19 protein-coding genes are annotated in these 21,066 nt (G+C 64.1%); 9 read left to right on the forward strand and 10 right to left on the reverse strand.

What is annotated here, in order from left to right; all coding sequences use genetic code 11:
- Positions 1 to 3 precede the first annotated feature (3 nt).
- Positions 4 to 1,707 (reverse strand): glutamine--tRNA ligase/YqeY domain fusion protein, encoded by a 1,704-nt coding sequence (locus ACIPIJ_RS13045; protein ID WP_401077085.1) that lies wholly within the window; start codon positions 1,705 to 1,707, stop codon positions 4 to 6.
- 248 nt (positions 1,708 to 1,955) lie between these two features.
- On the opposite strand from ACIPIJ_RS13045, the gene ACIPIJ_RS13050 reads away from it, so the two are divergent.
- Positions 1,956 to 2,459 (forward strand): peptidylprolyl isomerase, encoded by a 504-nt coding sequence (locus tag ACIPIJ_RS13050; RefSeq protein WP_401077087.1) that lies wholly within the window; start codon positions 1,956 to 1,958, stop codon positions 2,457 to 2,459.
- Complete coding sequence (locus ACIPIJ_RS13055; RefSeq protein ID WP_401077088.1) at positions 2,456 to 3,178, forward strand: UDP-2,3-diacylglucosamine diphosphatase; 723 nt, start codon at positions 2,456 to 2,458, stop codon at positions 3,176 to 3,178. The genes ACIPIJ_RS13050 and ACIPIJ_RS13055 overlap by 4 nt, the downstream gene beginning before the upstream one ends.
- A gap of 131 nt (positions 3,179 to 3,309) precedes the next feature.
- On the opposite strand, the gene ACIPIJ_RS13060 is transcribed toward ACIPIJ_RS13055, so the two are convergent.
- Positions 3,310 to 5,622, reverse strand: coding sequence for an acylase (locus ACIPIJ_RS13060; protein WP_401077089.1), 2,313 nt, complete (start codon positions 5,620 to 5,622; stop codon positions 3,310 to 3,312).
- Positions 5,623 to 5,820: 198 nt separating this feature from the next.
- Here ACIPIJ_RS13060 and ACIPIJ_RS13065 point away from each other — a divergent pair, with 198 nt between their 5' ends.
- On the forward strand, positions 5,821 to 6,195 hold the full coding sequence (locus ACIPIJ_RS13065) for a fe2+ zn2+ uptake regulation protein (protein ID WP_401077091.1): 375 nt from the start codon (positions 5,821 to 5,823) through the stop codon (positions 6,193 to 6,195).
- Between the two features lie 36 nt (positions 6,196 to 6,231).
- On the opposite strand, the gene ACIPIJ_RS13070 is transcribed toward ACIPIJ_RS13065, so the two are convergent.
- On the reverse strand, positions 6,232 to 6,420 hold the full coding sequence (locus ACIPIJ_RS13070; protein ID WP_401077092.1) for a hypothetical protein: 189 nt from the start codon (positions 6,418 to 6,420) through the stop codon (positions 6,232 to 6,234).
- A 532-nt stretch (positions 6,421 to 6,952) separates the two neighbouring features.
- On the opposite strand from ACIPIJ_RS13070, the gene ACIPIJ_RS13075 reads away from it, so the two are divergent.
- The gene (locus ACIPIJ_RS13075) at positions 6,953 to 7,333 is read left to right on the forward strand and encodes a Mor transcription activator family protein (protein WP_401077093.1); all 381 of its coding nucleotides are present in this window, start codon (positions 6,953 to 6,955) and stop codon (positions 7,331 to 7,333) included.
- A 65-nt stretch (positions 7,334 to 7,398) separates the two neighbouring features.
- Here the strand turns inward: ACIPIJ_RS13075 and ACIPIJ_RS13080 are convergent, their stop codons facing one another.
- The 3 genes from ACIPIJ_RS13080 to ACIPIJ_RS13090 are packed head-to-tail and all read right to left on the reverse strand — an operon-like array spanning position 7,399 to position 13,506.
- Complete coding sequence (locus ACIPIJ_RS13080; protein ID WP_401077095.1) at positions 7,399 to 11,073, reverse strand: translocation/assembly module TamB domain-containing protein; 3,675 nt, start codon at positions 11,071 to 11,073, stop codon at positions 7,399 to 7,401.
- Entirely contained in the window at positions 11,070 to 12,812 is a 1,743-nt protein-coding gene (locus ACIPIJ_RS13085) for an autotransporter assembly complex family protein (RefSeq protein ID WP_401077569.1), read from the reverse strand. Before ACIPIJ_RS13085 ends, ACIPIJ_RS13080 begins: the two co-directional genes overlap by 4 nt.
- Before the next feature lie 43 nt (positions 12,813 to 12,855).
- Positions 12,856 to 13,506, reverse strand: coding sequence for a GNAT family N-acetyltransferase (locus ACIPIJ_RS13090; protein WP_401077097.1), 651 nt, complete (start codon positions 13,504 to 13,506; stop codon positions 12,856 to 12,858).
- A gap of 163 nt (positions 13,507 to 13,669) precedes the next feature.
- Here ACIPIJ_RS13090 and xthA point away from each other — a divergent pair, with 163 nt between their 5' ends.
- Entirely contained in the window at positions 13,670 to 14,482 is an 813-nt protein-coding gene (gene xthA / locus ACIPIJ_RS13095; RefSeq protein ID WP_401077099.1) for an exodeoxyribonuclease III, read from the forward strand.
- A 194-nt stretch (positions 14,483 to 14,676) separates the two neighbouring features.
- On the opposite strand, the gene ACIPIJ_RS13100 is transcribed toward xthA, so the two are convergent.
- Entirely contained in the window at positions 14,677 to 15,429 is a 753-nt protein-coding gene (locus ACIPIJ_RS13100) for an anti-sigma factor family protein (protein ID WP_401077101.1), read from the reverse strand.
- Positions 15,426 to 15,947, reverse strand: coding sequence for a sigma-70 family RNA polymerase sigma factor (locus ACIPIJ_RS13105; RefSeq protein ID WP_401077103.1), 522 nt, complete (start codon positions 15,945 to 15,947; stop codon positions 15,426 to 15,428). Before ACIPIJ_RS13105 ends, ACIPIJ_RS13100 begins: the two co-directional genes overlap by 4 nt.
- Positions 15,948 to 16,077: 130 nt before the next feature.
- Here ACIPIJ_RS13105 and ACIPIJ_RS13110 point away from each other — a divergent pair, with 130 nt between their 5' ends.
- The 4 genes from ACIPIJ_RS13110 to ACIPIJ_RS13125 all read left to right on the forward strand — a co-directional run bounded on the left by ACIPIJ_RS13110 (position 16,078) and on the right by ACIPIJ_RS13125 (position 19,568).
- On the forward strand, positions 16,078 to 17,124 hold the full coding sequence (locus ACIPIJ_RS13110) for a catalase family peroxidase (protein WP_401077105.1): 1,047 nt from the start codon (positions 16,078 to 16,080) through the stop codon (positions 17,122 to 17,124).
- Entirely contained in the window at positions 17,121 to 17,654 is a 534-nt protein-coding gene (locus ACIPIJ_RS13115) for a cytochrome b (RefSeq protein WP_401077106.1), read from the forward strand. The genes ACIPIJ_RS13110 and ACIPIJ_RS13115 overlap by 4 nt, the downstream gene beginning before the upstream one ends.
- Positions 17,655 to 17,740: 86 nt before the next feature.
- A complete protein-coding gene (locus tag ACIPIJ_RS13120) occupies positions 17,741 to 18,946 on the forward strand; it encodes an MFS transporter (protein WP_401077108.1) in 1,206 nt (401 codons plus the stop codon).
- A 76-nt stretch (positions 18,947 to 19,022) separates the two neighbouring features.
- Entirely contained in the window at positions 19,023 to 19,568 is a 546-nt protein-coding gene (locus tag ACIPIJ_RS13125) for a cupin domain-containing protein (RefSeq protein ID WP_401077109.1), read from the forward strand.
- 69 nt (positions 19,569 to 19,637) lie between these two features.
- On the opposite strand, the gene ACIPIJ_RS13130 is transcribed toward ACIPIJ_RS13125, so the two are convergent.
- Both ACIPIJ_RS13130 and ACIPIJ_RS13135 read right to left on the reverse strand, forming a co-directional pair.
- Positions 19,638 to 20,231, reverse strand: coding sequence for a 2-hydroxychromene-2-carboxylate isomerase (locus ACIPIJ_RS13130; protein WP_401077111.1), 594 nt, complete (start codon positions 20,229 to 20,231; stop codon positions 19,638 to 19,640).
- A gap of 28 nt (positions 20,232 to 20,259) precedes the next feature.
- Positions 20,260 to 20,991: an SDR family oxidoreductase gene (locus ACIPIJ_RS13135; RefSeq protein ID WP_401077113.1), complete on the reverse strand. Its 732-nt coding sequence runs from the start codon at positions 20,989 to 20,991 to the stop codon at positions 20,260 to 20,262.
- Positions 20,992 to 21,066: the final 75 nt, after the last annotated feature.

Consider the following 21,066-nt stretch of genomic DNA (forward strand, 5'->3'; position numbering starts at 1 on the left):
TCCTTAGCTGCCCCAGGAGTCACGCAGGGTGACGGTGCGGTTGAACACCGGGCGGCCCGGCTGGCTGTCCTTGAGGTCGGCGCAGAAGTAGCCTTCGCGCTCGAACTGGAAGCGGTCTTCAGGCTGCGCCTGGCCCAGCGACGGCTCGGCGCGGCAACCGGTCAGCACTTGCAGGGAATCCGGGTTGATGTTGTCGAGGAAGCTGGCGCCCTCCTCGGCCTTTTCCGGGTTCGGCGAGCGGAACAGGCGGTCGTACAGGCGTACTTCACATTCGACGCTGGCGTCTGCCGGCACCCAGTGGATCACGCCCTTGACCTTGCGGCCCTCGGGGTTCTTGCCCAGGGTGTCCGGGTCGTACGAGCAGCGCAGCTCGACAATGTTGCCGTCGGCATCCTTGATCGCCTCGTCGGCACGGATCACGTAGCTGCCGCGCAGGCGCACTTCACCGGCCGGTTCCAGGCGCTTGTAGCCCTTGGGCGGCGCCTCCATGAAATCGTCGCGGTCGATGTACAGCTCGCGGGCGAACGGCAACACGCGCACGCCCATGTCTTCCTTCGGGTGGCGCGGCAGTTCGAGCTGCTCGACCTGGCCTTCCGGGTAGTTGGTGATCACCACTTTCAACGGGCGCAGCACGCACATGGCGCGCGGCGCCGTGCGGTCGAGGTCGTCACGGATGCTGAATTCGAGCATCGACATGTCGACCACGCCGTCGGAACGGTTGGTGCCGACCATCTCGCAGAAGTTGCGGATCGAGGCCGGGGTGTAGCCACGGCGGCGGAAGCCCGACAGGGTCGACATGCGCGGGTCGTCCCAGGCGCTGACGTGCTTTTCGTCGACCAGTTGCTTGAGCTTGCGCTTGGAGGTGATGGTGTAGTTCAGGTTCAGGCGGCTGAACTCGTACTGGCGCGGGTGCGCCGGGACCGGCAGGTTGTCGAGGAACCAGTCGTACAGCGGGCGATGGCCTTCGAACTCCAGGGTGCAGATCGAGTGAGTGATGCCCTCGATGGCGTCGGACTGACCATGGGTGAAGTCGTAGTTCGGGTAGATGCACCACTTGTCACCGGTCTGGTGGTGGTGGGCGTGGCGGATGCGGTACAGGATCGGGTCGCGCAGGTTCATGTTCGGCGAGGCCATGTCGATCTTGGCGCGCAGCACGCGCTCGCCATCCTTGAACTCACCGGCCTTCATGCGTGCGAACAGGTCGAGGTTCTCTTCGACGCTACGCTCGCGGAACGGGCTGTTCTTGCCAGGCTCGGTCAGGCTGCCACGGTACTCCTTGGCTTGATCAGGGGTCAGGTCGCAGACATAGGCCTTGCCACGCTTGATCAGTTCAACGGCCCAGTCGTGCAGCTGGTCGAAGTAGTTGGAGGCATAACGCACGTCGCCGGCCCAGTCGAAGCCCAGCCATTTGACGTCGCTCTGGATGGCGTCGATGTATTCCTGGTCTTCCTTGGCCGGGTTGGTGTCGTCGAAGCGCAGGTGGCAGACGCCGCCGAACTCCTTGGCCAGGCCGAAGTTGACGCAGATCGACTTGGCATGGCCGATGTGCAGGTAGCCATTGGGCTCCGGCGGGAAACGAGTGACGATGCTGGTGTGCTTGCCCGAGTCCAGGTCGGCCTGGATGATCGGCCGCAGGAAGTTCGCAGGGACGGCGGGGGCGCCTTTGGCAGCGGCGTTGGGCGCGTTGTCGGCAGTGGGCTTGCTCATAGGATCCTTGAATGCACGTGTCCGGCCTGGGTAGGCCGATTGAATCAAAGGGCCTATCATAGCCGAAGCAGTCAAGCTGCTGACAGCCGGGCCCGGACAAACTGCCGTGATTTATCGCAGCTTTTTGCCGCAGGCTGGCAAAATGGCCAGTGCGCGCCATGTGTCGCGGTCGCCCGATCCTGCGTCAGGTGACTACAGGCGCACTGCGCACCCTAATTCCCGAATGCCATGAAAGAGCGAATTTCAGCATGTCCAAAGTCAAACTGAGCACCAACCACGGCGACATCGTCCTGCAACTGAATGCCGAGAAGGCGCCGGTGACCGTCGCCAACTTCATCGAGTACGTCAAAGCCGGCCACTTCACCAACACCGTGTTCCACCGTGTGATCAAAGGTTTCATGATCCAGGGCGGCGGTTTCGAACCGGGCATGAACGAGAAGCGTGATAAGCGTCCGAGCATCCAGAACGAAGCCGACAACGGCCTGAAGAACAACAAGTACACCATTGCCATGGCCCGCACCATGGACCCGCACTCGGCCTCCGCGCAGTTCTTCATCAATGCTTCGGACAACGACTTCCTCAACCACAGCGGCAAGAACACCCAGGGCTGGGGCTACGCGGTATTCGGTGAAGTGGTCGAAGGCACTGAAGTCGTCGACGCCATCGAAAAGGTCGCCACCGGCTCCAAGGCTGGCCACCAGGACGTGCCGAAGGACGACGTGATCATCGAGAAAGCCGAGATCATTGAGTGATACTGCTGATCTCTGATCTGCACCTGCAAGAAGAACGCCCGGACATTACCCGGGCGTTTCTTGATCTGCTCGACGGCCGCGCACGCCACGCCAAGGCGTTGTACATCCTTGGCGACTTCTTCGAAGCGTGGATCGGCGACGACGCCATGACACCGTTCCAGCAGTCGATCTGCCAGGCCTTGCGCCAGCTGAGCGACAGTGGCACGGCAATCTATCTGATGCACGGTAACCGTGATTTTCTGATTGGCGAGGCGTTCTGCAAGGCCGCCGGCTGCACCCTGCTGGCCGACCCGAGCGTGATCACGCTCGGCGGCGAACAGGTGTTGCTGATGCACGGTGACACCCTGTGCACCCGTGACGTGGCCTACATGAAAATGCGCCGTTACCTGCGTAACCGGTTGAGCCTGTGGATTTTGCGGCACCTGCCGCTGCCCACCCGACAGAAACTGGCACGCAAGCTGCGCAGCGAAAGCCGCGCACAAACGCGCATGAAGGCGACCGAAATCGTCGACGTCACGCCGGAGGAAGTGCCAAAGGTCATGGCGGCGCACGGTGTGAAAACGCTGGTGCATGGCCACACCCACCGGCCCGCGATACACAAGCTGGTGGTCAACGGTGAGCCTGCCCGGCGCATCGTGTTGGGCGATTGGGACCGTCGCGGCTGGACCTTGCAGGTGGATACGCAGGGCTTTCAGCTGGAGCCGTTCGAGTTTTCCTGAAACCGATCGCTTTGTCGTTCCGGCCTCATCGCCGGCAAGGCGGCGCCCACAAGGCACTCTACTGTTCGCAAGAGCAGCGGTTTACCTGTGGGAGCCGGCTTGCCGGCGATGAGAGCGGTGCAGATTACAACTCAGGGCTGGCGCGCTACCGTCCCCTTGTCCCGCTCACTGATCACATACTGTCGGTATTCAGGGTCAGCCTTGATCTGCGCCTCGGTGAACGGAATCGGCGCCAACTGCTTGGCCGAAAACGCCTTGGTCTGGTCGCCCGAATGCGCCGAAGCGGCTTCGCTGGACTGTGAGAAGGCCAACAATCCCCGCGCCTGCGGCCCTTTGTCGGTAAAGCTGACCAGCTGCAAGTAACTGGTACCGCTGACCACCAGGCGCTTGCCTGGCCCATGCGGCACACTGTAGATCGCGTTGTACACCCCCAACCCCTGCGGACCACCCGGCACCGGCGTGCCGTCGGCCGCCTGCTGGATCTGCCCCCAACGGCTGTCTTCAGCAACACCGGCCTTGGCTACCTGCTGCACTGAAGCCAGCGCCGCTTCGCGCAGCAACGTGCGCACCGCCGCCTGTTCAACCGCCAACCCGCGCGGGGTGTGCTGGGGGTCTGCAGGGTCAAAAGCCACTCGCCAGCTTTCTGGGTGCTTGGCCAATGCCTGGACGATATTCTGGAAATGCACCCAGCCAATACCGCTGTTCAGGTCAGCCTTGCCATTCCAACTTGCCAGGCTTGTGCACAGCGCCTGCAGGTCGGCCTCGGCGCCTTTGCACCATTGCAGCAGGTCCGGCAGCAGCAGGCTGGCCAGGTAGACCTCGTCATCCATCACCATGTCTTGCAGGTCTTGCACGCCGAGCTTGGCATTGCCTTGCAGGCGCGCCAAGGCGAAGCGCCCGCGCATGCCCAGGGGTTGGTCGCTGCGGCTGATGAGCGGCGAGTAGCCGGTCAACGGCTGGGCCGGGTTGGTCATCCAGGCCGGGTCGTTGGAGCTCTGCACGAAATCGTCGCGCTCAAGGCTCGGCAACCGGTGGGCCGGGAAGATACCAGGCTGCGCCGCCTGCGCATCCACCTTCCATTGGCAGGCGCTGCGCGAGCCGTCAAGCACCACCAACGGCCCTTGCGCCGCTGGGTTGCTGCACTGGCTCAACAACTGTTGGTCCACATACGGCACCACCGATTGGTTCAGGTACAGCGCTCGGCCACCAGCATCGACGGCCAACGTATTGACCCAAGGGATGCCTTGCAGCTGCTCGACCGAACCCTTGAGGGCATCCAGGCTATCGGCCCGGTTGATGCGATACCACTGCTGCAGCACCCGGGTGTTGTCCAGGTTGGCGTCACGCAGGCTGTAGGCTGCTTTGTTGTCCCAGTCAAGACGGCCGGGCCACTGCACCACCGGCCCGAAGTTGGAGCTGTAGATCTGCCGCTCGACTTGGCTCAGCGTGCCATCAGCGGCCTTGACCGTGACGCTCACGGCCTGCTTGGCCAGCGGCAATGACTTGCCATCGAGCAAGTAGCGGGTCGGGTCTTTGGGGTCCAGCTGCAAACGGTAGAGGGTAAAGTGCTTGGAGGTGTCCACGGTGTGGGTCCAGGCCAGGTGCCGGTTGAAACCGATGTTCACCACCGGCAAGCCGGGCAACGCGGCGCCCATCACATCCAGTTGGCCGGGGATGGTCAATTGCATCTGGTAGAAACGCATACCACCCATCCAGGGAAAATGCGGGTTGGCCAGCAGCAGGCCACGGCCATTGGCCGAGCGTTCTGCGCCCACCGCAACGGCGTTGCTGCCGCGCTCGGAAGCGAAGCGTTGCTGCAGGGCCAGTGCCGGGCCAAACGCCGGCATCGCGTGCTGGCTCGCCAATTGCGGCGGCTGCGCGGCCGCCAGTGCCTCGACGAACTGGCCCAGGCCGCCCTCCGCCAGCAAGCGCCGGGTCAGCTTGATCAGGTCCAGGCTGGTGATCGGCCGCAGCCATTCGCCATCCCCGCACTCCGCCGGCAACCCCTGACCACGACGCTCGGCAAGCGCGCGGTTGAAGCCGCTGGCATAGCCCTCCAGCAAGTCACGCACCGGGGCAGGTTGGGCCTGGAGAAAGCCGCTCACTGCGGCCGGCGAATTGAGCCAGGTAAAAAATACGTCGCTGGCCAGGTTGCCGCGCTGTTCGACGGTCTTGCCTTGCGCGCCGAAGTAGCGCGAGCGTTCCCCGTTGACGGTCAGCACCTCGTTGGCCAGCAGGCACAGGTTGTCCTGGGCATAGGCATAGCCAATGCCGTAACCGAGGCCACGCTCATCCTTGGCCACGATATGCGGCACGCCAAAACTGGTCCGGCGGATCTGCGCGCTCACATCAGTACTGGTTTCCCGCGCCTGCACGGCAATGCTGGAGGCGACCAACGCAGCCGCCAGGCTCGCGCAGGTCAGGGGACGCGAAATAGAGAACACAGGCATTCCTCGGATTCAGGGATCATTCCCGATCAGACGAACGGATGGATGAAAATTTTACGCAGGACGGGCGGCTGAATCGTCTTCATGAACAGCAACGAAACTTTTTCGCACAAATTCTGCAGATTTTCCGTTCTCATTCGTCCTAGTAAGTGAGGCACCCATATTTCGGGATAGTCCACGAAAAGGAGCATTCACATGTACAACCCGCAACCCACATTGCAGACCGGGCGCGCCCCGGCCAAGGCGACCAATGGACAGGACGCCTGCGGGGAAGAGCGTGTCGGTAACGAACAGATTCGCGAGCTGCTGCGCACCTATGGCCTGCGCACCAGCCTGATCCGCCTGAAGGTGATCGATGCCCTGCACAGCGCTGGCCGCACCGGCCGCAGTATTGGCGTGCGCGGTGTGCACGCGCAACTCGAGCAACTGGACATTCCGCTGTCGTTCCTGAGCGTGCGCGAAGTGCTCAAGCGGCTGTGCGCGGAAGGCGTGATCAGCCTCGGCAGCGACAAGTGCTACAGCCTCAACCCGCAAGCGCGCGCCGTGCTCGAGCAACCCGCGCCGCGTTGAACGCAGGGCCGGCCAGCACTGGCCGGCCGGCACGGGTCAGGGCTTGACCTTGCGCCGTAGAATCCCGTTGATCACGACCACCACCACCGCAATGGCGATGGCCAGCATCTGGAAGGTCTGCTCAGTGATCGTGCCCTGCTTCTGCAGGTGAGAGAGGCCCAGCATGAGGCCCAGCACCACCAGGATGATCAGGAGTGAATATTTAAGGCGCTGCACGTGTGTCATTGAAATGTCCTTGCAACATCGGGGGCAATTGGCTCGCAGCGAGCCGCGGCAATGATACAACGCCGGCGCCCTTCGGCGCTGCATTTCCTGCTTTGCGGAGCAGCCCAGGGCTGAAAGCGTTGCGGTTGGATTGCCGCCCAGACTGGAGCCACCGGGCTCCAATTCGCCCTCTCATCGGGTTACGCCCCCCCCTCCCTGCCCATGCCCTGGACAGGTAGCAGTCCCTCCCCTTGATTAGCAGCTCCCCTTGCGCATGAGGGTGCAGGCACCCATTTGGCTCATGAAAAGTGACGTAATGAAAAATCAGGGCTTGCGGGGCACCACTGAAGCGATGTCCTACATGCAGCGAAATTAATGCCTGCAAGTTCTGCCTACCAAGGCTACAAGCACCAGCCCAATTGCCACCTAGCGACAGCCTTTGCCACTCACAGACAATCCAGTCCTGCCAACGACAGCCCGCCGCTGGCCATCGCTGACCCGCTATCACGGATCTTCAAAACATCGCGCCCCATCTCGCGCGAGGGAGCCTCACATGGAATTGCCAGATCTAACAGCCATCGACATCAGCCAGCTACCCCATTCGCTGCAGGCGCTGATTGAATGCATCGGTATCGAAAACGCCTACCAGCTGACCTGCGTGTACGGTGGCAGGCCAAAATACATTCCCAAGCACCGCGAGCGAACCAAGCTCGCCGACGTCCTCCCTCGCGAGGCGCTCGACGCCCTGATCAAGCGTTTTGCCGGCGTGGCCCTGGAAATCCCCAAGGCCGATCATTTCCTGCGGCAACTGCGCAATCTGCAAATCCAGAAGGAGAGCGCCGACGGCTTGTCGCGCAGCCTGCTGGCTGACAAGTACGGCCTGAGCCTGCGTCAGATTGGAAACATCCGCCGTCAGGAGCCCTGCGCCCGCTAACTGCACCGCGCACGCCCGACTCCAACGCGTCAAATGCGGCCGCCACCGTGCGCCAACGGTGGCTCTCAGAAATCGCGTTTGTAGAAGATATCCAGTGAACTCGCCAGCCCGCTGGCCGCCTCCAGGTAAACCTTCTTGCTCAGTTTGTAGCGCAGTGCGATGGTGTTGGCCGGCTCGAACACTCCCACCCCGTAACGCAGGCTCAGCTTTTCGGTCAGGTTGCCGCTGGCCACCACACTGGTGGTGTTGCCGGAGCCTTCGGTGTCCAACTGGAAGTCATCGATGCCCAGGCTAGACGCCAGGCTGCCGGTGACTCCAGCACTGCCAGCCAGCCCCAGCCCCAGGGCAGCCTGTGCCAGCATGTTGTTGTCTTCGCTTGAGGTGCTCAGCGGGCGACCCAGCACCAGGTAAGACAACGCTTGTTCCTGGCTCATGGCCGGCTCCGAAAACACCTTGGTAGTGGGTTGTTCGGCGTTGCCACTCAAGCGAATACCCGCGATCACATCATCGACCTGACGAATAGCTTCGATATCCAGGTAGGGCTGATCGATGGGCCCGGCGAACAAGAGGCGCGCGCGGCGAATGGTCAAGCGTTGCCCATAGGCCCGGTAGCGGCCGTCGGCCAGGCTCAGCTCGCCGCGCGTGTCCATATTGTCGCCGATGTGCACATGGCCGAGCAGGTTGGCGGTCAGGCCGAAGCCACTGAACGACAGCTTGTCTTGCCCCACCTGCACATCGATGTCCATGGCCATCGCCATGGGCGCTTTGCCCTCCTCCGTCTGATGGCCGACGATGACGGTGTCATCCGACACCTTGACGGTCGACGGCGGCAACTCACGCACGGTGATCTTGCCTTTGGGTACCAACACCTTGCCGGTGACCGCCAGTTTGTCGTCGATCAGGCGCAGGGTAAGGTCCGGCGCTACTTCGAGCGTTGCGTAGGGTTCGACGGTGACCGGCAACTGCTGGCCCTGCAAGCGCAGGTCCATGCCCAGGGCCTGGCCCCAGGTCAGATGGCCGGCCAGTTGGCCACGGCCCACCTCGCCGCTGCGCCAGTTGCCATTGAGCTGCACCTGCTCGCCAGCGATCAGCGCCTGCAGCGACAGTTCCTTCAAACTGACCGGCAGCTCGGCGCCACTGACTTCGCCACCGCTGAGCATGAGGTTGCCGTTGACTTGCGGGGCCAGCAAGGTGCCGGTCAACCGGCCGCTGCCATTCAATTGCCCGGTCAGGCGCTCGACCATAGGGACGAACGGCCGGGCAATCGACAGGTCCAGGCCGGCAAGACGGAAATTACCCGACAGCGGCTTGTCCTTGCCCAGCGGATCGATGCGGGCGTCTAGGTTCAGTTCACCGAGGCGCTCGCCACGAAAACTCAAACGTGTATCGATACGACGCGGCGCCAGGGTGCTGTCCAGGCGCAAGGCCTGGTAAGGGAAATCGATCCAGCGCCCGTTGTCGCGCACCCTCAGCGTGCCGCCACTGGCATCGACGCTGAAGGTGCCTTTGGGGCCGCTGGCCGGAATGTCCAGGTTGACGTCCGCATTGAGCAGGCCCTGCCAGGCGAAATCTTTCGGCAGCCATTGGGCCAGGCTGTCGAGCGGGAACTGCTTGAGGTGGTAGCGCAGGCGCGGCTCGGGCGCAAGGCGCTGATCTTCGCCACACAAACTCGCCTGACCGGAACGCCAGCAGTGCGCGCCAAAGTCCAGCTGACCGCTGGCCAGCCGTTGCAGGCGTGCCGGTGCCTGCAGCTGCCAAGCCTGGCCGCCGGCCTGGACGCTGCCACTGGCCAGGCGGCCACGCCAGTCGCCCTTGCTCAGCTGGCCATCCAGCCCCAGGTCGAGTTTCAACTGCGGCCCATCGAGGCCAAGGGTCAAGGCCTGCTGGCGGATATCGCCCTTGCCGTTGGCGCGCAAGGTGCCCAGTACGGTGTCGCCCAGGCGGATACCGTTGGCCTTGAGGTCGACAACGCCGCGCTGGGCATTGTCCAGGCGCGCATCCAGGTCCAGGCGCTGAATGCGGTTCTCCTCCTGAGCCAGTTGCTGGCCCTGCAGTGTCAGGGTGCCCTGGGGAGCAGTGAGCGTGCCGCTGAGGTCCAGCCTGCCTTTGGCCTGCCCTTGCAGCCCCGGCCACAGTTGGCCCAGGCGCGGCAAGTCGAGATCGACGCGGCCTGCCAGCCGCTGCTGCAGGCTGCCACTGCCGTTGATGCGGTTGTCGCCCAGCTGCACCGCGAGGGCGCCGAGGGTCCAGGTCTGCCCGGCTCCTTGCGCCTCGACCTTGAGTACTGCCGGCTGGCCACGCAGGCGGCCCTTGAGGTCAAGCTGCGCGTCGAGGGTCAGCTGCTCGCCCTTCATTTCACCTTTGCTGCGCAAGGGGCCAGCCAAGGTGCCGGGCAATTCGGCCAGCCAGAAGGCCGGGTCGAGTGCCGACAACTGCAGGTCGACATCCCAGGCCAGGGTATCGGCAAAGCGCACGGCCACACTGCCCGCGGCTTTGCCTTGCCCCGCCGTGAGGGCGAGCTGTGGCAAACGGGCCTGGCCCAAGTCGCCCTCGAACGGGCTGGCCAGGGTGAACGCCCCGGCAGGGCCGTCGAGGTCGCCGTGGAACGTACCTTGGTAATTGCCATCACGGTATTGCACCTGGGCATTGAAGCGCTTGACCGTGACTTCTGGTGGCGTCTCCAACGGATACAGGCGCAACCAGGGGAAATCTTGCCAGTCGAGTCGGGCATCGGCCACCAGGCCCTGCTGCCAGTCGGCGCTGGCCTGCAGCTTGACCCGCTGGGTATCACTTGCGGAGAGGTCCAGGGCATCCAGCTTTGCGCCCTTGGCATCGACCTTGCCCGCCAGGACCAGGGCAATCGGTGCCTGCTCGGCCGGCAGGCTGGCACTGCCCGACAGCTGATACCCCTTGAGCAAGTCGCCCTTGGCATCGAGCTTGAGCTGGTTTAGTTGCAGCGTGTCCGGCAGCGATGCCGCAGGCTTGAAGCTGTCGGATCGGATCTGCAACGTTGCCGGCAGATGCTCGGCCAAGGCTTGCAACTCGCCGGTCAGCCGGGCATTGAGATAGCCGCTGCTGGTCGCGTCGAGTTCGAGGCTTTTCTGCAACTCACCTTTGGCGGTCAGCGCCAATTGCCAGGCCTGGCCTTCCACCGCTGGCAATTGCACCTGCCCCTGAAGCTGCACCGGCCAGTCGCCCTCGGGCTGCACGTCCCCCTGCAGGTTCAGCTGCAGATCATCGCGCTGCAACTGCAGGCTATCGACTCGCAGCCCGGTGGTCGTCCAGTGCGCCGCCAGGTGCAGATCACCGAGCAAGTCGCTGCCATCGAGGCGCAACTGGCCCACCTTGACTTCACCCAACTCGATCGCCACCGGCAGCCGCAACGCCGGCAATTGCAACGGGCCGCTCTCGGCAGGTTGATCGCTTGGCGCAAAGGCCATGTCGATGCGCTGGGCGTGCAGCTGATTGATGCACAACGTGGCACGCAGCAAGCAGGCGGGCGACCAGTTAAGCAACGGTGCCTGCACTTCAACCCGGTTGCCAGCGTCGACCCAGCTCAAGCGACTGGCCTGCCAACTGCCCGCCAGACGCCCCTGAAAGTCGTTGACCTCCAGCCCCGGCACGCGCGCCAGCAGCCAACGGCTTCCGCCTTCGGTGCCGAGCAACATGCCCAGGGCCAGGGCCACCAGCAGCACGCTGCCGAGCACACCCAGCAGAATGAATTTGAACACACGCATCACAGCTCAGGCCCCATGGAGAAGTGCAGGCGAATACCACCGTCGTCGTCGAGGGCCTTGGCCAGGTCCAGGCGCAACGGCCCGACCGGCGATACCCAGCGCACACCGAAGCCAACCCCGGTCTTGAGGCTGGGCAGTTCCAGTGTATTGAATGAATTACCCTGGTCGACGAAGGTCGCCACACGCCACTTATCGGTCAGCGAATACTGGTACTCGACACTGCCGGCCACCAGGTAGCGGCCACCGATGCGGTCGCCGTCGCTGTTTTTCGGCGACAGCGTCTGGTAGTCGTAACCCCGTACGCTCTGGTCACCACCGGCGAAGAAGCGCAACGACGGCGGGATGTTGTTCTTGTAACCGTTGGTGGCGCTGCCACCAAACTGCACCCGGCCGAGCAAGCGGTGGTTGTGACCGAGGGTGGTCAGGCCTTTGAGCAGCACGTTGCCGTGCAGCAGGTTGGTGTCGGAAACCAGCCCTTCCTTGGCCACCTGGGTATCGAACTGCAGGCGGTAGCCGTTGTGCGGGTCGATGCGGTTGTCGCTGCGCAGGTAGGAGAAACTCACACCCGGCATCAACAGGTTGCTCAAGCCTGAGTCGTCGCCCAAGCGGTACTCTTCACGCTGGTACTTGAGCGAGATCACCCGCTGCCAGCCGCTGGGCAGTTTGCTGTGCCACTCGGGGCCCACTGTCAGCAGCTTGCTGAGGGTGTCGGTGCCGGCGATCTCTTCGTTCTGGTAGCCGCCGGCGAAGCGCAGCTTGTCGGTCAGGGGTGGGTCGAGGGGCACGTCGTACCACAGGCCTACGTTCTGCCGGGGCGCCGACAGTTCGGTTTCCCAGCCATAGCTGTGGCCTTGGGGGTTGACCCAGTGACGCGTCCAGTTGGCCTTGCCACGAGGGCCGACGTCGGTCGAGAAACCCAGGCCCAGGCCCATGGTTCTGGGCTTGCGGGTATCGAGGCGCACGTCCACCGGGATTTGCTCGGCCACGGCGGCGGTAGGTGCGGCATCGACCCGCACGCCCTCGAAATAGCCGCTAGATTGCAGGTCGTTGTTGAGTTCGGCGATCAGTTCGGAATCGTAAGGGGTGCCAGGCTTGAATGAGACCATGCGTTGCAGCAGGTCCTCATCCAGCGGCGTATCACCACTGAACCTGACCGCTCCCAGGCGATAGCGCGGACCGCTCTGGTAGATCAGCTCGATATCGGCCACCCCGGCCTGCGGGTCGACCGACAGGCGCTGGCGGCTGAAGCGGCCGCTGAAAAAGCCGTAGCGTGAGGCCTGGTTCTGGATCAGCCGCTTGGCGTCCTCGTACAACCCATGGTTGAGTTGTTCCCCAGCGCGCAGCGCCTTGCTGTCGGGTACGCGGAATGCCTTCATCTCGCTGGCCGGCCCTTCGATGCGCACGGTGACGTTGCGCAGCCTCACAGGCTCGCCAGGGTCGATGTGGATGATCAGCGTTGCGTGCTGGTCGGCCTTGGCGGGCGGCTTGACCTCGGTATCGATCTGCGCCTGATAGTAGCCAAGTGCTTGCGCGGCTTTGCGCGCCTGCTCCTGCGCCCCGCGGCTGAAGCGCAGCAGCGCCTCTTCATCGCGGTTTCCAAGGGTGCCGATGTAGCCTTCGACATTGGCCTTGAGCGCCTTGTTGGCTGGTTTTACCTGCACCAGCAACTCGCTCTGGCCCCATGCTGCGAAACTGGCGGCCCAGAATACCAGGCCCCAGGTGAGTCTTCCTGAATACGTCATGCGGCGCATGCTACCAGAGCCAGGCGCTCAAGGGAGCCGCCTGTCAGGCAATTGAGGACAAGGATGACACCGGATTGGGATGAAAGAACACCCTCTCTCGGATTGGCCCTACAGCCACCTCACCTATCTCTTCATAGCCCTGGCGCTCATAAAATGCCAGATAGTGCTCGTTGCCCGAGTCCAGCACCACGCCATGGGTGTTGGGGTCTTCCGCACACCAGTCGTGCACTGCCTGTAGCAATTGTTCACCGTAGTGCTTGCCACGGAACTGCGGGTGCACGCCCAGCAGCGGCAGCATGTGCACCTGGTCCGTCGGCAGGCAGCTCGACAGCGCTGCCTGGTAGTCCATGTAGCGGCGGGTACAGCGCTGGCCGGTGCCCAGTAACATCCGCAGGCGCCAGGCCCAACTGTCGGCCACGCCCAACCTGCGCTGCGGCGGGACGATCAGCGCCAGCGCGATCAGGCGGTCATCCAGCAACAGGCCGATGGCTGGCAACTGCAGATAGAAATGCTGGCGCACCCATTCGCGCACCATGACCCGCAAACGCCGTTCGTAGCCAGGGCGCTGGGCTTCGAAGATATAGGCAAAGGTTGGCTCGTGGCGGTAGGCGTTGTACAGCAGCGAGCGTGCCTCACGGCTGTAGCCGTCATCGAGCGAGCAGATGCGAGCCTGGGCGGCAGTGGCTTCGGGCATGGCGGGCAGTCCTCCTGGAATAGGGCATACAGTGCCTTGGAGGTGCCCCACAGCGCTTCGTTCACCTCACAGAGCACGTTAGCAGTGCCGGCACCCAGCTGCCACGCTGGTGATGGACGCCGATGTCGGCTAGCATCCGGCCTTTTACCAGGATTGTCTTTCCATGAAGATCGTCTGTTTCAATATCAACGGCCTGCGAGCCCGCCCGCACCAGCTGGCGGCGCTGATCGAAAAGCACCAGCCGGACGTGATCGGCCTGCAGGAAACCAAGGTCAGCGACGATCAGTTCCCCCTGGCCGACGTCGAGGCCCTGGGCTACCACGTGCACTACCACGGCCAGAAAGGCCACTATGGTGTCGCCCTGCTTTCGCGCCAGCCACCGCTGAGCCTGTTCAAAGGTTTTGCCACCGATGAAGAAGACGCCCAGCGCCGCTTCATCTGGGGCACTTTCGCCGATGCCGACGGCACGCCGATTACCGTCATGAATGGCTATTTCCCGCAGGGCGAAAGCCGCGACCACCCCACCAAGTTCCCGGCCAAGCAGCGCTTCTACAGCGACCTGCAGGCGCTGCTTGAGGGGCAGTTCAAGAACGACCAGCCGGTGCTGGTGATGGGCGACATGAACATCTCGCCCCAGGACTGCGACATCGGCATCGGGCCGGACAACGCCAAGCGCTGGCTGAAAACCGGAAAATGCAGCTTCCTGCCCGAAGAGCGCGAGTGGATGGAGCGCCTGAAGGGCTGGGGCCTGGTGGACAGCTTCCGCCACCTGCACCCGGAAGTCGCGGACCGCTTCAGCTGGTTCGACTACCGCAGCCGCGGCTTCGAGGACGAGCCCAAACGTGGCTTGCGCATCGACCTGATCATGGCGTCGCAGCACCTGGTGCCGCGGATCAAGGCGGCGGGCGTGGACTATGACCTGCGCGGGATGGAGAAGCCTTCGGACCATGCACCGATCTGGCTGGAGCTGAGCTGATCATCGAGCCACCCACTTCGCGGGTTCGCCGCGAAGTGGGTGGCTCGGGTCTGTATGAAATATGCGCGAACGCCAGACCAGGCGAAACGTGGCGAGGAACGGCCGGGGACGCACACGACTGTACGGGCGTACATGAGCATTCCGAGCCACGCTTCAACGCAGTAGGGGCAAGTGCGGATACATTCGTACAGTGCCTAAAGCCCCAGACGCAACGCTTCCCCAACCCCCGCTCCGCGCACATCATCCGCCGCGCTGACCAGCGCAAAGTTGTACGCCCCGTGCGACCAATACCGCGCCTCCAGCTGCCCATCGACCCGCTGCCCCTGCGGCATGCGCTCATAGTGTTCGCCTGGCGAACGCAAGAACAGGCTGATGCGCTGGCCATTGCGGTCCTGGAACACCAGCAAGGCCGCCGGGCCCTGCTCGTTGCTGAGCAACCGCGCGCCCACGGGCTGGAAGCCGTACCCGGTCAAGTCCGGTAATTGCCCCACCCGGTTGAAGTGCCTGCCAAGCCAGTCGCGCAACTGCGTAGGGTCACTGGCCTGTATATCCAGTGCTTCACTGCCGGCAAACAAACGGTGCGCCTGGACAGCATCGGCCATCGGCAGCGCGTTGCCAACCAACGTCACTTGCCGCGCCTGCCAGCCACCCAGCCCACCCACGCCCAGGGCCAGCAGCAAGGCCGCTGCGGAAGCAAAACGCCGCTGCCGACGTTGCCGTAAACGCCGCTGCACGTGGCCCAGGTCGAGTTGTGGAGCACCAGGGCGTTCGCCAAACCCTGCCAGCGCCGCCCGCAAGCGCCGGGCATCGTTGCGCCAGGCGTCGATGCGCGCGGCTTCCTGCGGGTTGGCCGCAAGCCAGGCCTGCACCTCGGCACGGCGCGGCGGCGCGAGCCGGTCATCGACGTAGGCATGCAGTTCGTCTTCGCTGGGAATCAGGCGAGTCATTTCAATCTCCGCAAGGCCGGGGGCTGGGGGTTGCCCTCGGTCAGTTCACGCAAGGCGGCACGGGCACGGGACAAGCGCGACATCACGGTGCCGATGGGAATTTGCAGCGCCTGGGCGGCCTCCTTGTAGCTCAGCCCCTCGATACTGACCAGCAACAGCAAGGCGCGCTGTTCGGTCGACAACTGGGCGAAGGCCTGCAGGTCGGCTTGGGCCAGCACGATGTTCTCGACATTGCCGCCAACCGGTTCATCTTCCTGCTCGGCGCGGCCGAACCACGCCAGCCAACGCGCGTGCAGGCGCTCGCGGCGCTTGCCATCGAGAAACAGCCGGTAAAGGATGGTGAACAACCAGGCGCGCAGCGCATCAGCGTCGCGTTGCTGGCTGCTGCGGCTCAGGGCGCGCTCGACGGTGCCCTGCACCAGGTCGTCGGCACTGCCTGGCTCGCGGGTCAGCCACAAGGCAAAGCGGCGCAGGCGCTGTAGCAGCTCACGCCACTGCTGTTCGTCCAGGTCGTGCATGGCAAGGTACCGGCTTCGGGGTTATTCAGTGTATGGGGCAGACGCCCGGCAACAAAATCTATTCCCACCGAGGGAATAAGTTTTTCCCTGCCCCGTCGTACCCGCATCTTCACTGAACCGGACGAACACCATGAACTCACCTTTGCACGGCCCGGCCAAGGCCCTGCGCCTGGCCGGTATCGGCGCCGTGATGCTGGCCCTGGGCGCCGGCTTTGCCTATACCGCCGGCTGGATCGGCGGGCCGCAACTGACCCCGCAGCGCATCATCGACACCTTCGAGGCCCAGGCAGGCCACTACCCGGGGTACCGTAAAAATCACGCCAAGGGCCTGTGCGTCAGCGGCTACTTCCAGCCCAGCGGCCAGGCCGCCGCACTGTCGACAGCGCGTGCGTTCAGCCAGGACCGCGTGCCGGTGATCGGCCGTTTCGCCATCGGCGGCGCCAACCCGTTCGCCCCGGACACCGGGGTACCGGTGCGCAGCCTGGCGATCCAGCTGAGCACCGACGATGGTCAGGTGTGGCGCACGGGAATGAACAACCCGCCAGTACTGGCGGTAAGCACGCCAGAAGGGTTCTACGACCAGGTACTGGCCAGTGCGCCAGCCCCGGCCACCGGCAAACCGGACCCGGCAAAACTGCAGGCGTTCTTTGCCGCGCACCCGGAGAGCGCGGCGTTCCGCCAATGGGCGGCCAGCTACACACCCAGCGACAGCTTCGCCAGCACCCAATACCACAGCATCAACGCGTTCCGCCTGATCGATGCCGCCGGCGCTGCCCATCCCGTGCGTTGGCAGCTTGAGCCTCAGGCGCCTTTCGCCGCCCTGCCCGGCCAGGTCGACGACAAACAGTTCCTGCAACATGACCTGCAACAGCGCCTGGCCCAAGGGCCGTTGCGCTGGACCCTGCGCCTGGTCCTGGCCAACCCCGGCGACCCGCAGAACGACCCCGCCCACCCCTGGCCCGCCGAACGACGCACTGTCGATGCCGGCACCTTGGTCATCGAACAGGTGGACGCCCCCGAGCAAGGTGCCTGCCGTGACCTGAACTTCGACCCGCTGATCCTGCCATCTGGCATCCAAGCGTCCGATGACCCGATCCTCGCCGCCCGCTCGGCAGCCTATTCGGAATCCTTCAACCGCCGCAGCCGCGAATCGCTCGGCACAGGAGCCCAGCCATGAAACCCCAAGCCTTCCACCCGCTGGCCCGTCTGCTGCACTGGCTGATGGCGATTCTGATCGTGGCCATGCTGTTCATTGGCGTGAGCATGGTGGGCGACTTGTCGCTGCGCCATCCACTGCTCGTCGAGCTGCACAAGGCCACCGGCCTGGCCCTGCTGTTGCTGGTGATCGTGCGCATCGGCCTGCGCCTGACGCTGCCTCATCCGCCCCTGCCACACGACCTGCCCCCACTGCAGCGCATCGCGGCGGGCGCCTCGCACCTGCTGCTCTACGCTTTGATGCTGGGCATGCCGCTGCTGGGCTGGGCGATGTTGTCCGCAGGCGGTTATCCACGCCCCCTGCAACTGCCCGCAATCGCCCCGCATGACCTGCAGTTGTATGCGGTGCTGCGCCAGGCCCACGGCTGGGCGGGCTACCTGCTGTTCGCTACGGTGCTGGTGCACCTGGGCGCGGCACTGATGCATGCACTGGTGCGCCGGGACGGGGTGTTGCGTAGCATGTGGCCTGGCCCCCTGCGCCGCAACGCGTGATGGCATGTGGTCCAGGGCAAGGTCGACAAACGATAAATACTCTCATTAACATGAGCGCCTTCTGCTTACCTTGCCTGGACTGCCCAATGAATGCTGCAAAGGAACCTGCCACCCTGACCCCCGCCAGTACCCTGGACTTGCGACCACTGCTACTGGCCACCATGGCCTGCACCATGTCGATGATGGCCTTCGTGGCGCTGATCGGCCCCATCGCCCGCCTGCTCGGCATGGCCACCTGGCAAGCCGGCGCCGCGGTGACCGTGGCCGGCGTGGTCTGGGTGTTGCTGGCACGCCCGTGGGGCCGCGCCGCCGACCGGCTGGGCCGGCGGCGGGTCCTGTTGCTGGGTACTGCCGGCTTCACCGTGGCCTACTGGGTGCTGTGCTTGTTCGTCGAAGGCGCCCTGCGGTGGTTGCCAGGGGCGACCTTGGCGTTTGTCGGGCTGATGATCGCGCGGGGTTGCATCGGCGCCTTCTATGCGGCCATTCCGGTGGGATGCAATGCGCTGATCGCCGACCATGTCGCACCGCAACAGCGGGCGCGGGCCATGGCCTCGCTGGGCGCAGCCAACGCCGTCGGCCTGGTGCTGGGGCCGGCGCTGGCAGCACTGCTGGCACGGCACAGCCTGAGCCTGCCGTTCCATGTGATGTCGCTGCTGCCCGCCAGCGCATTCCTGGTGCTGCTGTTCAAGCTCAAGCCACAACCATTGGCTGTCAGCCATGCGCCGAGCCCGGTGCGTCTGAGCGACCCGCGCCTGCGCCGACCGCTGCTGGTGGCCTTCAGCGCGATGCTCAGTGTGACCGTGTCGCAGATCATCGTCGGTTTCTTCGCCCTCGATCGCTTGCACCTGGGCCCGGCGCAGGCGGCCCAAACGGCAGGCATCGCCCTGACCACGGTGGGGGTGGCGCTGATCCTGTCGCAGGTGATCCTGCGCCAACTGGAGTGGCCACCGCTGAAAATGATCCGCGTCGGCGCCACGGTGTCCGCTTTGGGCTTTGCGGCTGGCGCGCTGGCCACCAGCGCACCGTGGCTGTGGGGCTGCTACTTCGTCGCCGCTGCCGGCATGGGTTTTGTATTCCCGTCGTTCTCGGCGCTGGCGGCCAATGCCATGCAGGCATCCGAACAGGGCGCCACAGCCGGCTCAATCGGCGCCGTGCAAGGCATGGGGGCCGTCATTGGCCCGTTGGCCGGGACGCTGGTCTACGCCCTCGACCCGCGCCTGCCGTTCCTTGCGGTGGCGCTGCTGTTATTGCTGGTCGGCCTGTGGCCGATGCCACGCGACCAACGCGCCTGACAAGCACAGCGCGCAAGCGTGCAGAGTGTGTTTTAATGCGCTCATTATTTTTAACACCTCTGATTACAAGGCGGCTATGGACACAGGGACACGACTCAAACTGGTGCGTGAACGCAACAGCCTTTCCCAGCGGGAATTGGCCCGTCGCAGCGGGCTGACCAACTCGACGATCTCGCAGATTGAACAGAACCGCGTCAGCCCCTCGGTCAGCTCCCTGAAAAAACTGCTCGAAGGGATCCCGATGTCCCTGGCGGAGTTCTTCAGCTTCGATGAGCCGGTACGGGAAGAGCGCTTCGTGTTCCGCGCCAGCGAGCAGCCGGACCTGGGCCGCAATGGCCTGCGCATGCTGCTGGTCGGCGCCAGTGTCGAGGCACGGCAGATGCGCATGCTGCGTGAGCTGTACGCACCGGGCGCCGATTCGGGCGAGCCGATCGTGCATGCCGAGGGCGAGGAATGCGGGCTGGTTACCCGTGGCACCGTGGAGCTGTGGGTCGATGGCCAGGTCAGCATCCTCAACTCCGGCGATGGCTACTACATCCCCACTACCTTGCCGCACAGCTTCAAGAACATTGGCCAGGACGAGGCGGAAATCATCAGCGCCAACACCCCGGCCAACTTCTGATCTGGCGATGAGCCTACCGACCTCTTCGTGGGCAAGCCCGCGAAGAGGTCGGGCCTGCCATGCACGCACTTACTGGCTCAGTGCATCCTCGACGAAGTCCAGCCGATCCTGACCGAAGTACATCTGCCCCTCGACAAAACAGGTCGGCGCACCAAACACACCGCGCTCCACCGCTTCCTCAGTCGCCTCCTTGAGCGCCGCCTTCACGTCACCGTCACTCGCCAAAGCCTGCAGCTCTGTCGGATCGAAACCGGCCTCGCCAAGCACCTGATCCAGTACCGTGGCATCCGCGAGATTGCGGCGTTGCGCCCATAACCCGTTGAACAGTGCCGCCAGCAACGCCTCGAAGCGTTCCGGGGAGCGTAATTGCATGCCGATCACACCCCGCATCAAGGCAAGGGTATTCATCGGAAAACCCGGCGGCAGCCCGAACGGCACGCCATAGCGCATGGCATAGCGACCGAGGTCGGTGAACATGTAGCGCCCTTTGGCGGGGATCATCGCGGGCGACGCATTGCCCGTGGCGTGAAACACCCCTCCAAGCAACATCGGCCGATAACGCAGTGTTGCGCCATGGCGGGCGCACAGGGCGGGCAGCTGCGTCCAGGCCAGGTAACTGGCGGGGCTACCCAGATCGAAGAAGAATTCGACGGTTTTGCTCATGCAACACACTCCTTTGATGAGTCAGGGCTTACCAACGCTCCATCCACGGGCGCAGGTCCAGTTCGAAGGTCCAGGCATCGCGCGGCTGTGCGTGCAGGAACCAGTAGCTGTCGGCAATGTGTGCAGGGTCGAGGATGCCGTCCTGATCCTTGAGGGCGTAGCGGTCGGGAAAACTGTCACGGATGAAAGCGGTGTCGATGGCGCCGTCCACGACCACATGGGCAACGTGGATGTTTCGCGGCCCCAGTTCCCGCGCCATGCTCTGCGCCAGTGCGCGCAGGCCGTGCTTGGCCCCGGCGAAGGCGGCAAAGCCCGCTGCCCCGCGGGTGCCGGCAGTGGCACCGGTGAACAGGAGGGTCCCGCGCTCACGCCCCACCATGCGCCGCGCCACCGCCTGGGCAGTGAGAAAACCGGCAAAGCAGGCCATTTCCCAGATCTTGAAGTATTTACGCGGCGTTTCCTCGAGAATGCTGCAGGGCACATTGGCGCCGATATTGAAGACGAAGGCTTCGATCGGGCCAATATCGCGCTCGATGGTCTCAACCAGCGCGGCAACGTCCTCTTCCTTGCGCGCATCGGAGCCAAAGCCATGGGCCTGCCCGCCTGCAGCGCGGATCTCGTCCACCAGGGGCTGCAGCTTTTCAGCCTGGCGCCGGGTCACACAGGCGATATACCCTTCACGGGCAAACCGCTTGGCGATCTCCCCACCGGTGGCATCCCCCGCACCAATTACCAGCACCACTTTTTGTTGTTCTGTCATGCGCGCCTCCATTGATGAATGATCGTTTAGTAAACGAACGCTATGTTACGATCACTGCCATCGTCAAGCCCGCGC

Origin of the sequence: Pseudomonas sp. NPDC087185 (assembly GCF_044744955.1) — a bacterium.
In the GTDB taxonomy this organism is placed as follows: domain Bacteria; phylum Pseudomonadota; class Gammaproteobacteria; order Pseudomonadales; family Pseudomonadaceae; genus Aquipseudomonas.